The 14230-nt window shown below is 69.2% G+C and carries 14 protein-coding genes; 9 read left to right on the top strand and 5 right to left on the bottom strand.

What is annotated here, in order from left to right; translation table 11 throughout:
- The first annotated feature begins 285 nt into the window (after positions 1-285).
- Together FS845_RS26535 and FS845_RS13120 are read left to right on the top strand one after the other, a co-directional pair.
- Complete coding sequence (locus FS845_RS26535) at positions 286-807, top strand: DUF2059 domain-containing protein (protein WP_186332267.1); 522 nt, start codon at positions 286-288, stop codon at positions 805-807.
- A 131-nt stretch (positions 808-938) separates the two neighbouring features.
- A complete protein-coding gene (locus FS845_RS13120; protein WP_144635628.1) occupies positions 939-1895 on the top strand; it encodes a DMT family transporter in 957 nt (318 codons plus the stop codon).
- Here FS845_RS13120 and FS845_RS13115 read toward each other — a convergent pair.
- Positions 1872-2543 (bottom strand): ABC transporter ATP-binding protein, encoded by a 672-nt coding sequence (locus FS845_RS13115; RefSeq protein WP_144635625.1) that lies wholly within the window; start codon positions 2541-2543, stop codon positions 1872-1874. The two genes, FS845_RS13120 and FS845_RS13115, sit on opposite strands and share 24 nt — an antisense overlap.
- On the opposite strand from FS845_RS13115, the gene FS845_RS13110 reads away from it, so the two are divergent.
- Positions 2542-3198, top strand: coding sequence for an arylesterase (locus tag FS845_RS13110; protein WP_144635622.1), 657 nt, complete (start codon positions 2542-2544; stop codon positions 3196-3198). The genes FS845_RS13115 and FS845_RS13110 overlap by 2 nt on opposite strands.
- 107 nt (positions 3199-3305) lie before the next feature.
- Here FS845_RS13110 and FS845_RS13105 read toward each other — a convergent pair whose 3' ends face one another.
- Positions 3306-5270, bottom strand: a complete 1965-nt coding sequence (locus tag FS845_RS13105) for a SurA N-terminal domain-containing protein (protein WP_144635619.1) — start codon at positions 5268-5270, stop codon at positions 3306-3308.
- Between the two features lie 272 nt (positions 5271-5542).
- Here FS845_RS13105 and ugpQ point away from each other — a divergent pair, with 272 nt between their 5' ends.
- Both ugpQ and FS845_RS13095 read left to right on the top strand, forming a co-directional pair.
- Positions 5543-6289: a glycerophosphodiester phosphodiesterase gene (ugpQ, locus tag FS845_RS13100; protein WP_144635616.1), complete on the top strand. Its 747-nt coding sequence runs from the start codon at positions 5543-5545 to the stop codon at positions 6287-6289.
- A gap of 9 nt (positions 6290-6298) precedes the next feature.
- Positions 6299-7156, top strand: coding sequence for a 23S rRNA (adenine(2030)-N(6))-methyltransferase RlmJ (locus FS845_RS13095; RefSeq protein ID WP_144635613.1), 858 nt, complete (start codon positions 6299-6301; stop codon positions 7154-7156).
- Between the two features lie 69 nt (positions 7157-7225).
- Here the strand turns inward: FS845_RS13095 and FS845_RS13090 are convergent, their stop codons facing one another.
- The 3 genes from FS845_RS13090 to FS845_RS13080 all read right to left on the bottom strand — a co-directional run bounded on the left by FS845_RS13090 (position 7226) and on the right by FS845_RS13080 (position 9859).
- The gene (locus tag FS845_RS13090; RefSeq protein ID WP_144635610.1) at positions 7226-8671 is read right to left on the bottom strand and encodes a dihydrolipoyl dehydrogenase; all 1446 of its coding nucleotides are present in this window, start codon (positions 8669-8671) and stop codon (positions 7226-7228) included.
- 63 nt (positions 8672-8734) lie between these two features.
- Entirely contained in the window at positions 8735-9463 is a 729-nt protein-coding gene (locus FS845_RS13085) for a glutathione peroxidase (protein ID WP_144635607.1), read from the bottom strand.
- 198 nt (positions 9464-9661) lie between these two features.
- Positions 9662-9859 carry a heavy-metal-associated domain-containing protein gene (locus tag FS845_RS13080; protein ID WP_144635604.1) on the bottom strand — a complete coding sequence of 66 codons (198 nt, stop codon included), beginning with the start codon at positions 9857-9859 and terminating at the stop codon, positions 9662-9664.
- Positions 9860-10024: 165 nt separating this feature from the next.
- Between FS845_RS13080 and FS845_RS13075 the strand changes: the two genes are divergently transcribed.
- The 4 genes from FS845_RS13075 to FS845_RS13060 all read left to right on the top strand — a co-directional run bounded on the left by FS845_RS13075 (position 10025) and on the right by FS845_RS13060 (position 14144).
- On the top strand, positions 10025-12367 hold the full coding sequence (locus tag FS845_RS13075; protein WP_144635601.1) for a heavy metal translocating P-type ATPase: 2343 nt from the start codon (positions 10025-10027) through the stop codon (positions 12365-12367).
- 29 nt (positions 12368-12396) lie between these two features.
- Positions 12397-12798, top strand: coding sequence for a Cu(I)-responsive transcriptional regulator (cueR, locus tag FS845_RS13070; protein WP_144635597.1), 402 nt, complete (start codon positions 12397-12399; stop codon positions 12796-12798).
- 189 nt (positions 12799-12987) lie between these two features.
- On the top strand, positions 12988-13584 hold the full coding sequence (locus tag FS845_RS13065; RefSeq protein ID WP_144635594.1) for a biliverdin-producing heme oxygenase: 597 nt from the start codon (positions 12988-12990) through the stop codon (positions 13582-13584).
- Between the two features lie 158 nt (positions 13585-13742).
- A complete protein-coding gene (locus FS845_RS13060; protein WP_260986268.1) occupies positions 13743-14144 on the top strand; it encodes a YbaN family protein in 402 nt (133 codons plus the stop codon).
- Positions 14145-14230 lie beyond the last annotated feature (86 nt).

The raw sequence follows: 14230 nt of genomic DNA, 5'->3' as shown, positions 1-14230 counted from the left end.
GAGGCGGCTGGCGCGGCGTCATCGAAGCGACGGCCCGCCCTCTGCGGGGCGGGTACCCGCATGATGCGCCGTAACTGGACGTATACGAATATCCAGTTATTGCTATTTTTCAAGGTCCACTTTTGTGGGATGCTTCCGATACACTGCCCAGGCAGCGCCCGCGTCCCATTGTGCGGGCCGCATGCCGTTTCGACCGTCAGGGTTTCCGCTGTTCGTCCATGCCGCGCGCGACCGGACCTTCCTGCCGTGCGGGTACCGAGCCACACGCCATTATCGGGATATGCCATGCGCGCCAAACTTGCCTGCCTAGCCCTGGGCCTGATGCCCGTCCTGTCGTACGCCGCGCAAGCCAGCGAAGCGTCCATCAAGAAACTGATGGAAGTCACGCAGGTGCAGGCCCAGGCCAACCAGATCGTGCAGCAGATGAATGCGTCGATCAACGCCAACCTGCAGCAGCGGCTCAATCAGCAGACCCTGACGCCCGCGCAGCGCAAGGACACCGAACGCATCCTGGCCGATTTCTCGCAGAAACTCACCGCCATGGTGGCCCAGGAAGTGACCGGCCCGGCCTACATGCAGGACGTGGCCAGCGTATACCGCGAAACCTTCTCGCAGGCCGAGATCGACAGCCTGATCGCGTTCTACCAGACGCCCACCGGCAAGCTGGTCATCGAAAAGATGCCCGTGGTGGCGCAGAAGACCACGGCGCTCACCATGCAGCGCATGCCCCAGCTGCAGCAGAAGGTGCAGGCCCTGGCGCAGCAGACGGTGCAGAAGCTGCAGGCCGCGGTGCCCACCCTGAAATAGACTCGCGCCCCCACGCGCGGCACGTCCCGCGCGTGGTGCGGCGCCAACAGGACCGTGCCGGCACAGGCGTATCATGACGCCCTGCCGGCCGCCGCATGCAGCCGGCTCGCCACAACAACGAGGAGACCTGCATGTCCGGCGCCCAGCCTGCCGCCGCGGCCACGCCACGCGCGGCCGTTCCCAGCACTCGTCCCCTGGCCGGCATCGCGCTGCTGGTGCTGTCGCTGTTCACGCTGTCGTGCCTGGACGGCACGGGCAAATGGGTCATGGCCGCGGGCGTGCCCATGCTGATCCTGTCGTGGGTGCGCTATGCCGTGCACCTGCTGCTGGTGCTGGCCCTGCTGGTGCCGCAACGCGGCTGGAAGGTGGTGCGCTCGGTGGGCCCGCGCGAGCAGATGATGCGCGGCGGCGCCATGCTGTGCGCCACGCTGATGTTCTTCAACACCCTGCACTACATCCCGCAGGCCGAAGCCACCGCCATCAATTTCCTGGCCCCGCTGATCGTGCTGGCCAGCGCGCCGTGGGTGCTGCGCGAGCCGCCGCGGCTGTCGCGCTGGGCGGCTGCGGGCATCGCGTTCCTGGGCGTGCTGATCGTGATCCGCCCCGGCGGCGGCCTGCCGGTGGCGGGCATCATCTCCGGCCTGCTGACGGCCATCTGCTTCGCGGCCCAGTACATCTTCACGCGGCGCGTGGCGCGCGACGATCCGTATACCTCGCTGGTGTGGAGTGGCGCCGTGGGCACCGTGGTGCTGACGCTGGCCATGCCCATCGCCCTGCCGCCCGCAATACCCATGCTGCAGGCCCTGGACGGCTGGACGTGGATGGCGCTGCTGTCGACCGGCGTCACCGGCGCGCTGGGACACCTGCTGCAGATAGGCGCCTACCGCAACGCGCCCGCGTCCATCCTGGCGCCCTTCACGTACTTGCAGATCATCAGCGCCACCACGGTGGGCTGGCTGATGTGGGGGCATTTCCCGGATTCATTCACCTGGGTGGGCATCGCCGTGATCTGCACCAGCGGCATGGGCATCGGCGCGCTGGAATGGCGGCGCGCGCGGCGGGCCTCAATCCACCAGGCGGCCCGCTGACAGCACCAACTGGCGCCCGCATCGCGCCGCCAGTTGCGGATCGTGCGTGACCAGCACCAGCGTGGCGCCCTGTTCGCGGTGCAGTTCGAACATCAGGTCGATGACCGTCTCGCCCGTGGCCGCGTCCAGGCTGCCGGTGGGTTCGTCGGCGAACAGCAATTCCGGGCGCACCACGAAGGCGCGCGCCAGCGACACGCGCTGCTGCTCGCCGCCCGACAGCGTGCGCGGGTAATGATGCAGGCGGCTGCCCAGGCCCACGCGTTCCAGCATGGCCTGCGCGGGCTCGCGCGCGGCCTGGCCGGCCAGTTCCAGCGGCAGCATCACGTTCTCCAGCGCCGTCAGGTTGGGCAGCAGCTGGAACGACTGGAACACGAAGCCCACGTGATTGGCGCGCAACCGCGCGCGGGCGTCCTCGTCCAGCGAGAACAGGTCCTGCCCGGCCAGCCTGACGCTGCCCGTGGAGGGAACATCCAGGCCCGCCAGCAGTCCCAATAACGTGGACTTGCCCGACCCCGAGCTGCCGGTGATCGCCACCGCGGTGCCGTTTGCCACCGTAAATTCGATACCATCGAGTATCGACAGCTCGCCGCCGGCATCGGCCACGCGCTTGCCCAGCCCCTTCACCTCGATCGAATTGATGCTATTCATGCGCCTACTCTTCCGTGTGTTTCTGGCGGCCGTCGCGGCCGCATCGTTTTCCACCGCACAGGCTCAGACCAGCCAGCCCGCGACGGGTTCCCCCGCGCAGGGCGCAGCGGCGCGCAGCGTATTGGTCGTGGGCGACAGCCTGTCGGCTGAATACGGCATCTCGCGCGGCACCGGCTGGGTCCCGCTGCTGTCCCGCCGGCTAGCCGAACAATACCCCAATTACCGCGTCATCAATGCCAGCATCAGCGGCGACACCACCAGCGGCGGCGTCACGCGCCTGCCCGCGCTGCTCAAGCAGCATTCCCCGGCGGTGGTCGTGCTGGAACTGGGCTCGAACGACGCGCTGCGCGGCCTGTCGCTGGACATGACCGAGAAGAACCTGCGCGCCATGACGCAGGCGGCCAGCCAGGCCGGCGCCAAGGTGCTGGTGGTCGGCATGCGCATCCCGCCGAACTACGGCCGCCAGTACACCGAGCGTTTCATGCAGGTCTTCGCCACCGTATCCAAGGACGCGGCCGCGCCGCTGGTGCCCTTTCTGATGGACGGTATCGCGACCGACCGCGACATGTTCCAGGCCGACGGCATCCATCCCAACGAGCAGGCCCAGCCCAAGCTGCTGGACAACGTCTGGCCGAAGCTGAAGCCGCTGCTGTAGGCCGTTGGAAGCCAAATGGCGGAAGGGCCGAAACGCTGATGGCGTTTCGGCCCTTCTTCATTCAAGCTGGTGCGCAGGGGGTCGATCCAGGCGGCCGACCGAAGCGGTCAGCCCGCCTGCTCCACCGGCGCCTGCATCAGCGTCTCGGCACCGGGCAGCACCTTAACCTCGTACTGCTCGCGCAGCACCTTGATGACGGCTTCCTGCTCGGCGGCGCCCCAGGCCTCGCCCAGCTGGCTGCCCAGCATGGTGCGCTGGTCGGCCGAGAACGCCGTGCCGGCACCCACGCTGTTCAGGCGCACCACGGTGTAGTCGTTGCCCATGGCCACGCCGGCGTAGCCCGGCTTGCCCTCGGCGGGCGTGGCCATGCCCATGACGGCTTCCAGCAGGGTGCGCGGGGCCTGGCCCGGATCCTGGCGCGACAACGTGACCGGCTGGCCGAAACCTTCCGGCGCCGTGGCCTGCGCCGGGCCGTCCTGCAGCGACTTCAGCGCGGCCTCGCCGGCGTCGCGGGCCGCGCGGGCGGCACGCTCGCCCACCAGGCGGTCGCGGATGCTGGCGGTCACGTCGGCCAGGGCCGGCACGTGGGCGGGCTTGATCTCCTGCACACGCACGGCCAGCATGGTGTCGGGCGTCAGCTCGATGACGCCCGAGTTGGCCTTGTCGCGCAGCACTTCGGAGGCAAACAGGGCCTGGCGCACGCGCGGGTTGTCCAGCAGTTGCGCATCGGGGCTGGCCGAGGCGGCGCCCGCGCCCGCCTGGTTGGCGGGCAGCAGGCCGGTGCGGGTGATGCCCGAGGCGGTACGCAGCTTTACGCCCAGCGCGTCGGCGGCGGGCTGCAGGCTGTCGCGCTGGTCGTACACCAGCTTGGTCAGGCTGGTGGCCATGTCGGAGAAGCGCGCCGAGGCCAGCTGCTTGCGGATCTCGGCCGTGACCTGATCCTTCACGTCGGCCAGCGGACGCACGGTGCCGGCCTGGAAGTCGGTGACCTTCAGCACGTGGAAGCCCGCGGGGGTTTCTACCACGCCGGAGACCTGATCCTTGGACAGCGCGGCGGCAGCCTGCTGCAGGCTGTCGGGCACGACCCAGCCCAGGTCGCCGCCCTGCGCGGCCGAGCCTGCGTCCTGCGATTCCTTGCGGGCCAGGTCGGCGAAGCCGGCCGGATTGGCAGCGGCCTGCTTGGCGATGGCGTCTGCCTGTTCGCGGGCCTTCTTGCGATCGGCCTCGGGCGTGCCCGGGGCCACCTGGATCAGGATGTGGCTGACGCGGCGGCGCTCGGGCTGGCCGTAGCGCGACTGGTTCTGCTTGTAGTAGCTCTCGACGTCGGCGTCGCTGACCTTCACGCCCTGCGTGGCGGCGGCTTCGTCCAGCACCAGGTATTGGGCCTGCACCTGCTCGGGCACTTCGAGCTGCTGCTTGTTGGCGTCGTACCAGGCCTGGATGTCCTGGTCGGACACCTGGACCTTGTCGCGGAAATCGGCCGCGGCGTACGTGCGCGTCTGCACGACGCGCTGTTGCACGAAGGCGGCCTCGATGCCGTCGAGTACCGAGGCCGGCACGCGGGCCGACGCGCCAACGGGCTGCAGCACGCGCGAGACGGCCAGGTCGCGGCGCAGGCCGGCCTCGAAGGTGGTGGGCGTGAGCCCCTGGCCAGCCAGCACCTGGCGATAGCGCTCGGGCGAAAAACGGCCGTTGTCCTGCACCTGCGGGATGGCGGCGATGGTGTTGCGCAGCGTGCCGTCGGACACCGAGAAGCGGTTGTCGGCGGCCACCTGGGCCAAGAGGCGCTGGTCGATCAGCTGGTCCAGCAGTTCGCGCCGCATGGCGGGCGTGTCGGCCACCACCGGGTCGAAACGCGAGCCCATGCGCTGGCGCATCTGCTCGAGCTGGTTGCGGTGCGCCGCGTCGAACTCGGCGCGCGACACTTCCTGCGTGCCCACGTCGGCCAGCTCGGGCTCGCGGTTGACGAAGCTCTCGTAGCTTTGCACGCCGACGACCATGAAGGACGGAACGATCAGCAGCAGCAGGATGAACTGCATCCAGCGACGATGGGTGCGAATAAACTCGAACATGGAATCCCTGTTGCCACGCCCGGCGCACGCTTGCACGCCGGGGCTTCAGAAAGCGCATAAAAAAGGGCGATCGATTCGCCCTGGCTAGGTGGCCGGAGTTTACCACCACAACGCGCCGCGCAAGGACTGCGTATCGAATGCAAAATCGACCCCGCCATACCGGCATTTCCACCACTGCTGTGCCGCATCCTACGAAGCGCGCTGTTATGCTTGCGGGTCCAGCGGCGCTTCTATGCGCCCTTTTTTCGCGCGCCCGCGCCCAGCCCCCCGCCATGACCGCCCCGTTCTCCTGGAACTATCCGACCCACATCGCCCACCGCGGCGGCGGGCGCCTGGCGCCCGAGAACACGCTGGCCGCCCTGCGTACGGGCCGGCATCACGGCTACCGCATGGCCGAATTCGACGTGAAACTGAGCCGCGACGGCGTCTGCGTGCTGCTGCACGACGATGACCTGGACCGCACCACCGACGGCCACGGCGCCGCGGCCGCGCGCGACTATTCCGAACTGGCCCGCCTGGACGCCGGCAGCTGGCACAGCCCGGAATTCGCGGGCGAACCCGTGCCCACCTTCGCGGCCATCGCGCGCCAGGCGCTGGCCAATGGCATCGCGTGCAACGTCGAGATCAAGCCCTGCCCCGGCCGCGACGCGGAGACTGGCGCCGCCGTGGCCTTGCTGGCCCGCCGGCTCTGGCAAGGCGCGGACGTGCCGCCCCTGATGTCCTCGTTCTCGGAGGTCGCGCTGGCCGCCGCCCAGCAGGCTGCGCCCGAGCTGCCGCGCGCCTTGCTGGTCGAGGCCGTGCCCGCCGACTGGGCCGAGCGCCTGCGCAAGCACGACTGCGTGGCCCTCAACATCAACCAGAAAGACGCCACCCCCGAATTGGTCCGGGCCGTGCACGCGGCGGGCTACCGCCTGTGCGCCTGGACCGTCAACGACCCCGCCCGCGCGCAATTGCTGCTGGACTGGGGCGTGGACGCCATCTTCACCGACGAGCTGGCCGCCATCCGGCCGGCCGCCTAGGACACCGCCTTGTTCAGTTACCGACACGCCTTCCACGCCGGCAACCACGCCGACGTGCTCAAGCACGCCATCCTGATCCACACGCTGGACTACCTGAACCGCAAGGACGCGCCCTACTGGGTGATCGATACCCACGCAGGCGCGGGCCTGTACCAGCTCGAAAGCGACTGGTCGGCCAAGAACGCCGAGCACGCCGAAGGCGTGGCGCGGCTCTGGGACCGCACCGACCTGCCCGCCATCCTGGCCGACTACGTGGCCCGCGTACGCGCCTACAACTCGGACGGCCGGCTGCGCCACTATCCCGGCTCGCCGTGGCTGACGCTGGACGCCATGCGCGACCGCGACCGCATGCGCATGTTCGAGCAGCATCCCAGCGAGATCGACGTGCTGATGCGCAACCTGGAACGCCGCGACCATCCGTCGTTGCGCCAGGTCACGGTGTTCGGCACCGACGGCTTCGAGGGCGTGAAGGCCCTGCTGCCTCCTCCCACCCGGCGCGGCATGGTGCTGATCGACCCGTCATACGAAGACAAGCGCGACTACCGCCGCACGCTGCTGACCGTGAAGGAATGCATCAAGCGCTTCGCCACCGGCACGTACATGGTCTGGTATCCGTTGGTGCAGCGGGTCGAGGCCGGCGAACTGGCGCGGCAACTGCAGCACCTGCAGGTCAAGAGCTGGCTGCACGCCACGCTGACGGTGAAGAAACCGGCCGCCGATGGGTTCGGATTGCATGGCAGCGGCATGTTCCTGGTGAACCCGCCGTGGACGCTGCATGCGGCGCTGAAGGAAGCGATGCCGTTCCTGGCGAAGGAATTCGCGCAGGATGAGCGGGCGGGATTCACGCTGGATCAGCACGAAGGTTGACGGGCTGATCTGGCTTGATTGGGACGAAGGCCGGGGCTGATTGCCTCGGCCTTCGTTCTTGGGCTTCGACTACACCTGCGCAGCCGACATGACCGCCTGCGCCTGCGCCTTCGCGGTTGCCTGCGCCTGCACCAGCTTCGCCTGCGCATCCCGCAGCGCCGTGCGCAGGCCCTCTTCCACCACGGGGTGATAGAAAGGCATCTCCAGCATGCGCGCCACGGTCAGTTCCTGCTGCGCCGCCCAGGCCAGCAGGTGGCCGATGTGCTCCGCGCTGGGGCCGATCATCTCGGCGCCCAGGAAGCGGCCGCTTTCGATGTCGGCGTACACGCGCAGCATGCCGCGGTTCTTCAGCATGACGAGCGAGCGGCCCTGGTCGCCGAAGTCGACCTCGCCCACCACGAATCCGCCCGTCTCCAGGCGTGCATGCGGCGTGCCGACCAGCGCGATCTGCGGATCGGAGAACACCACGCCCAGCGGCGCCCGGCGCGCGCCCGGCTTCACCGTCGGAAAACGCGCGGCATTCTCGCCCGCGATGCGGCCTTCGTCGGCGGCCTCGTGCAGCAGGGGCGCGTCGGCATTGGCGTCGCCCGCGATGAAGATGGACGAATTGCCCGCCTGCATCGTGTGGCGGTCATAGACCGGCACGTCGCGGGCATCCAGCGCCAGCGTGGTGTTCTGCAGGTCCAGCGTGTCGACGTTGGGCTTGCGGCCGGTGGCGGCCAGCACGTAGTCGAAACGCTCCACGCGCTCGGTGTTGTCCAGCGCCAGGTAGCGGATCTCGACTTCGTCGCCGATGCGCACGACTTCCAGCACGCGGGCATCCGGATCCAGGTAGAACTCTTCCTGGAAAATCTTGCGGGCACGCTGGCGCACGGCCGGATCGCTGATGCCGCCCAGGCTGCCGCTGACGCCGAACACGCGCACCTGCACGCCCAGCCGCGCCAATGCCTGGCCCAGCTCCAGGCCGATCACGCCAGGCCCGAACACGGCCACGCGGCGCGGCAGGTCGTCCCAGGCGAACACGTCGTCGTTCACCACCAGGCGATCACCCAGCCCGCGCAGCGGGCCGGCGATGGCGGGCGACGAGCCCGACGCGATGACCACGCTGCCGGCATGCACCTCGGTGTGATCGTCGATGCGCAGCACCGTGTCCGACACGAAGCGGGCATGGCCGCGCAGCTTGTCCTCGGCGGGAATGCTTTCCACGCCGTCCAATACGAAGCCCACGAAGCGGTCGCGTTCGCGCTTGACGCGCGCCATCACCTCGGCGCCATCGACGCGCACAGTGCCATCCACGTGCACGCCGAACGGCGCGCCATGCGCGGCCGCATGGGCGGCCTCGGCGGCGGCGATCAGCAGCTTGGACGGCATGCAGCCGACCCGCGCGCAGGTGGTGCCGTACACCCCGCCCTCGATCAGCAGCGCACGCCTGCCCGCGGCGCGAGCCGCGCGGTAGGCGGCCAGGCCGGCGGTGCCGGCGCCTATCACGGCGACATCGGTATGCAGATTCTTCATTTCATCCTCGCGATTCGTGAGCCGGCGGCGCGCCACCTCGGCGCGCCGCCTCGAGCCGACTGCTCAGCCCAGGTGGGCCTTCAGCTCTTCCAGGCCGCCGATCAGCGCGCCGTTGATGAACACCTGCGGGGCGGTGCTCTTGCCCGACACGGCGCCGATGACGCGGCCGCGGACCTTGTGCTCCAGCGGAATCTCGACCGGCGCGTAGCCGCGCGCTTCCAGCAACGCCTTGGCGTCGATGCAGAACGGGCAGCCGGGCTTGGAGAACACGACCACCTGGTCGGGCTTCTTGGCCTGCGGGGCCACGTAGTTCAACATCGTGTCGGCGTCGGAAACTTCGAAGGGATCGCCGTCTTTCTCGGGCTCGATGAACATCTTCTCGACCACGCCGTCACGCACCAGCATCGAATAGCGCCAGCTGCGCTTGCCGAAGCCGAGGTTGCGCTTGTCGACCAGCATGCCCATACCGTCGGTGAAATCGCCATTGCCGTCGGGCAGCAGCGCGATGTTCTCGGATTCCTGGTCCTTGGCCCATTCGTTCATCACGAAGGTGTCATTGACCGAGACGCAGACGATGCTGTCCACGCCCGCGGCACGGAAGGCCGGCGCCAGTTCGTTGTAGCGCGGCAGGTGCGAGGACGAGCAGGTGGGCGTGAAGGCGCCCGGCAGCGAGAAGACCACGACGGTCTTGCCCTTGAACAGCTCGTCGCTGGTCAGCGTTTTCCAGTCATTGCCCTGGCGGACGGGGAACGTGACGTTCGGAACGCGTTGGCCTTCGCGGGATTGCAGCATGGGGAACTCTCCTGTGGGGTGGGTGCGGCGGGATGCGCACCGGCATGGAGAGAACTATAAATACTGACTATCAATTTATCTAATTTAATTATCTTAATTGATTGATAGCCTATGACTTTCGAAATCGCAACCCCGATTGCCTTATGGTTATTCAAGGCGGTAAGCGAGGCATTCCCCGCCCCCGCCACCTCCGCAGGATCAGCCTCGTACGTCGTAGCCTGCCTCGCGGATGGCGTCACGCACGGGCTCCGCCTGCGATGCCCCGTCCACACGCACCTGATGCGTCGCCAGGTCGACATGCACCTGCGCGCCCGGCGCGACGGCCTGTACGGCTTCGGTGATGGTCTTCACGCAATGTCCGCAGGTCATGTCCGGGACGGTCAGTTCAATTGCCATGCTTGCTGCTCCTGTAGAAGTAAGACGGGTCCGATGCGACCCGACACGAATCCAGTCTAAACCTTCCCAAGATAGGAAGGTCAAGCCTAGAATGACTGCTTGACCTTCCCATGATGGGAAGGATGATACTGGTCGCATCATCAACGACAACCGGACGGCCCTGCCATGAGCGCAGCCCCTTCTACCCTCATCCAGCTGGATCTTTCCGTCGATGGCATGACGTGCGCCTCATGCGTGAAGCGCGTCGAGAAAGTGCTGTCGGCCGTGCCGGGCGTGCGGAGCGCCAGCGTCAACCTGGCCACCGAACGGGCGCAGGTGTCCTACGACCCTGACAGCGCCGCGCCGGACGCGATGGTCGCCGCCGTCGGCAAGGCCGGCTACGCGGCGCAGGTCATCGTGGCCCGGGACGGCCATGCCGAACGGCAGGCGCAGGCGCGCGACGCCGACGCGCGGCGCCTGACCCTGGCACTGGCGGCAGCCCTGGCGCTGACGCTGCCGGTCTTCCTCATCGAGATGGGCGGCCACCTGGTGCCCGCCTGGCATCACTGGATCGCGGCCACGCTGGGCGAGCGCAACAGCTGGCTGCTGCAGTTCGTGCTGACCACGGCGGTGCTGGCCGGGCCGGGGCGGCACTTCTTCACGCTGGGCCTGGCGGCGCTGTGGCGCCGCGCGCCCGAGATGAACTCGCTGGTGGCGCTGGGCGCGGGCGCGGCCTGGGGCTATTCCACCGTGGCGACGTTCGCGCCGCAGTGGCTGCCGGACGGCGCGCGCGCGGTGTATTTCGAGGCGGCCGCCGTCATCGTCACGTTGATCCTGCTGGGCCGCATGCTGGAGGCGCGCGCCAAGGGCCGCACGGGCGCGGCCATCCGCCGGCTGGCCGCGCTGCAACCGCGCAGCGCCCGCGTGTTGCGCGGCGGGCAGCCCGTGGACGTGCCGGTGGACGAGGTGCGCGTGGGCGAACAGGTGCTGGTGCGGCCGGGCGAGCAGATCCCGCTGGATGGAGAGATCGCCGAAGGCAGCTCGTACGTGGACGAGTCCATGCTGACGGGAGAACCGGTGCCCGTGGAGAAGCACGTGGGCGACACGGCGGCGGGCGGCACGCTGAACACGTCGGGCAGCTTCACATTGCGCGTCGCGCGCATCGGCGCCGACACGCAGCTGGCCCGCATCATCCGCATGGTGGAAGACGCGCAGGGCGCGCGGCTGCCGGTGCAAGCGCTGGTGGACCGCATCACCGGCTGGTTCGTGCCGGCGGTGATGGCGGCCGCTTTGCTGACGTTCGCGGCCTGGCTGGCCTGGGGCCCCCAGCCCGCGCTGGCCGGCGCGCTGGTGCACGCGGTGGCGGTGCTGATCATCGCCTGCCCTTGCGCGATGGGCCTGGCCACGCCCACGTCCATCATGGTGGGCACGGGCCGCGCGGCGGAACTGGGCGTGCTGTTCCGCCACGGCGACGCGCTGCAATCGCTGCGCGACGTGAACGTGGTGGCCTTCGACAAGACGGGCACGCTGACGCAGGGCAAGCCGGCGCTGGCCGCGCTGCGGCTGGCGCCCGCCCCGGCCCGCGCTGGCAGCGAATCCGATGCCTCTCGTGCGCACGATGCCTCGGATACACGCGACGCACCCGCCTGCGAGGACGACGTGCTGCGCCTGCTGGCCTCGCTGCAAGCGCGCTCCGAACACCCCATCGCCCAGGCCATCGTGACCGCGGCACGCGAACGCGGCATCGACATACTGCCCGCCGAGGACTTCGTGGCCGAGTCCGGCGCGGGGGTGCGTGGGCGCGTGCAAGGCCGCCGCGTGGCTGCCGGCGCGACGCGACTGATGGAGGCCTTGCGGGTGGACGTCTCGGTTTTCGGCGAGCAAGCCGTCGACTGGGGCCGCCGCGGCTGGACGCCGGTGTATGTCGCCATCGATGGTCGCGCCGCCGCGATGGCCGCCATCGCCGATCCCATCAAGCCCACGGCCCGCGAGGCCATCGCCGCGCTGCACGCGCAGGGGCTGCGCACCGCCATGATCACGGGCGACAACCGCGAGACGGCGCAGGCGGTGGCACGCGAACTGGGCATCGACGCCGTGCACGCCGAAGTGCTGCCCGAGGACAAAGTGCGCGCGGTGCAGGCGCTGCGCGAAGGCGGGCAGCGCGCGGCCTTCGTGGGGGATGGCATCAACGACGCCCCTGCCCTGGCCGCGGCCGACGTGGGCGTGGCCATCGGCACGGGCACCGACGTGGCCATCGAGGCGGCGTCGGTGGTGCTGATGGCGGGCGATCCCAACGGCGTGCCCACGGCCATCGCGCTCAGCCGCGCCACGCTGTCCAACATCCGCCAGAACCTGTTCTGGGCCTTTGCCTACAACGCCGCGCTGATCCCGCTGGCGGCCGGCGCGCTCTATCCGGCCTACGGCGTGGCGCTGTCGCCCATGCTGGCGGCGGGCGCGATGGCGCTGTCCAGCGTGTTCGTCGTGGGCAACGCGTTGCGCCTGAAGGCGTTTCGCGCGGCCGCCGCCTGACTACTCACCGCTTTCGGAACGCCATCGCCATGAACATCGGACAAGCCTCGCAAGCCTCGGGCATCTCGGCAAAGATGATCCGCTACTACGAAACCATCGGCCTGATCGGGCCGGCGCAGCGCACGGACTCGGGCTATCGCGTCTACAGCGACACCGACCTGCACACGCTGCGCTTCGTGCGCCGCGCCCGCGGGCTGGGCTTCTCGGTCGAACAGATGCACGAGCTGCTGGCGCTGTGGAACGACCGCAGCCGCGCCAGCGCCGACGTCAAGCGCGTGGCGCTGGAACACGTGCGGGAGCTGGAACGCAAGGCAGCCGAACTGCAGCAGATGGCGGATACGCTGAAGCACCTGGCGCGGCATTGCCATGGCGACAAGCGGCCGGATTGCCCGATCATCGATCAGCTGAGCGGCACCGCGGTCCCGGATTGACGCCGGCCGGCGCGGCTGGCACCGCCGGACCGAGGCCATGCCGGCGTCCCGTGCGCCGACGGGCCTGAGCCACAGGGAAGCTTGTCCTGTACCCTTGGGCAACTTCAACGTGTCAATCGGACGGGTATTCGTGATAATGAGAACAATTCTCGGACAACCAGCCCGCTCCTCCTCACTGCCCGCACGCCCATGACGACCGAAACCCTCGAACGCCTGACCCTGTCGCAGCGCCTGAAGATCGAAACCGCCGCGCAGCACGAGCGCATGCACCGGTTGATGGAACGCGCCGCGCCGTTTGCGAGCCGCGAGGCCTACGCGGGTTTCGTCGCCGCCCAGTACCTGTTCCAGCGCGACGTCGAGCACCTGTTCCACGACGCAGGACTGCGGGCCGCCGTGCCCGACCTGGCCGTGCGCGGGCGCGAAGCAGCCGCGCTGGACGACCTGCGCGACCTGGGCGCGCCGCCACCGAGGGAAGACGCCGTGGCCAGCCGGAACGTGACCATGCCCGAGGGCCTGGGTTGGCTCTACGTCTCCGAGGGTTCGACACTGGGCGCCGCCTTCCTGTTCAAGGAGGTGCAGGCCAAGCTGGGCCTGTCCGCCGAGTTCGGCGCGCGCAACCTGGCCGCCTACCCCGAAGGCCGCGCCGTCGTATGGCGCCGCTTCGTGCAGGCGCTGGACAGCGACGAGATCGGCGTGGACACGCACGACGCGGTGATCGCCGGCGCGCATGCGGCCTTCGATCGTTTCGGCCAGCTGCTCGAGCGCCATTTCAAGCTTTCCGCATGACTCGGCGCTCGGCCGATTCCTACGGCGCGCAAGCCGACTCGCGGGCAGCGCAACCGGCCCAGCCTCGCAAGACGACGCCGGCTGCCGGGCCAGTCCCGGCACCGAGCCCCACGCCCGCTGCCGACGTTCCCGCAATGCCGATTGCCGCGCCAGCCGCCATGCCCGCTTACCAGGGCCTGCGCAGGCCCTGGCAGCGCGCCTTGCTGATGGCGTTGGCGGGCCTTTGCATCTGCCTGGCCGTCATCGGCGTCTTCGTGCCCGGCCTGCCCACCACCGTCTTCGTGCTGCTGGCCGCATGGGCCTCCGCGCGCAGCTCGCCGCGCCTGCATGCCTGGCTGTATCGACACAAAGGGTTCGGGCCGTTGCTGCATGACTGGCACAACGGCAGGCGCGTTGCCCGGCGGGCGAAGATCGCGGCCGCGGTGTCGATGTCAGCCTGCGCGGTGATCATGTACTACACCATTCCGTACGCCTGGGCGCTCTGGTCCGGATGGATCAGCATGGCCTGCGTACTGGCGTGGCTATGGTCCCGGCCGGACGCGCAGCGCACCGGGACGTAGCACGTCCGCGGAGCGTGCGGCCCATTGGCGCGCGGCACATCCGCCCGGCACGTCGCCATGCGGCCGGCGCGCCGGTCCGCGCGCTA

The sequence above is a fragment of the Bordetella genomosp. 13 genome (assembly GCF_007679965.1).
Lineage (GTDB): Bacteria > Pseudomonadota > Gammaproteobacteria > Burkholderiales > Burkholderiaceae_B > Bordetella.
This window is presented reverse-complemented; position numbering and strand designations above follow the sequence as displayed.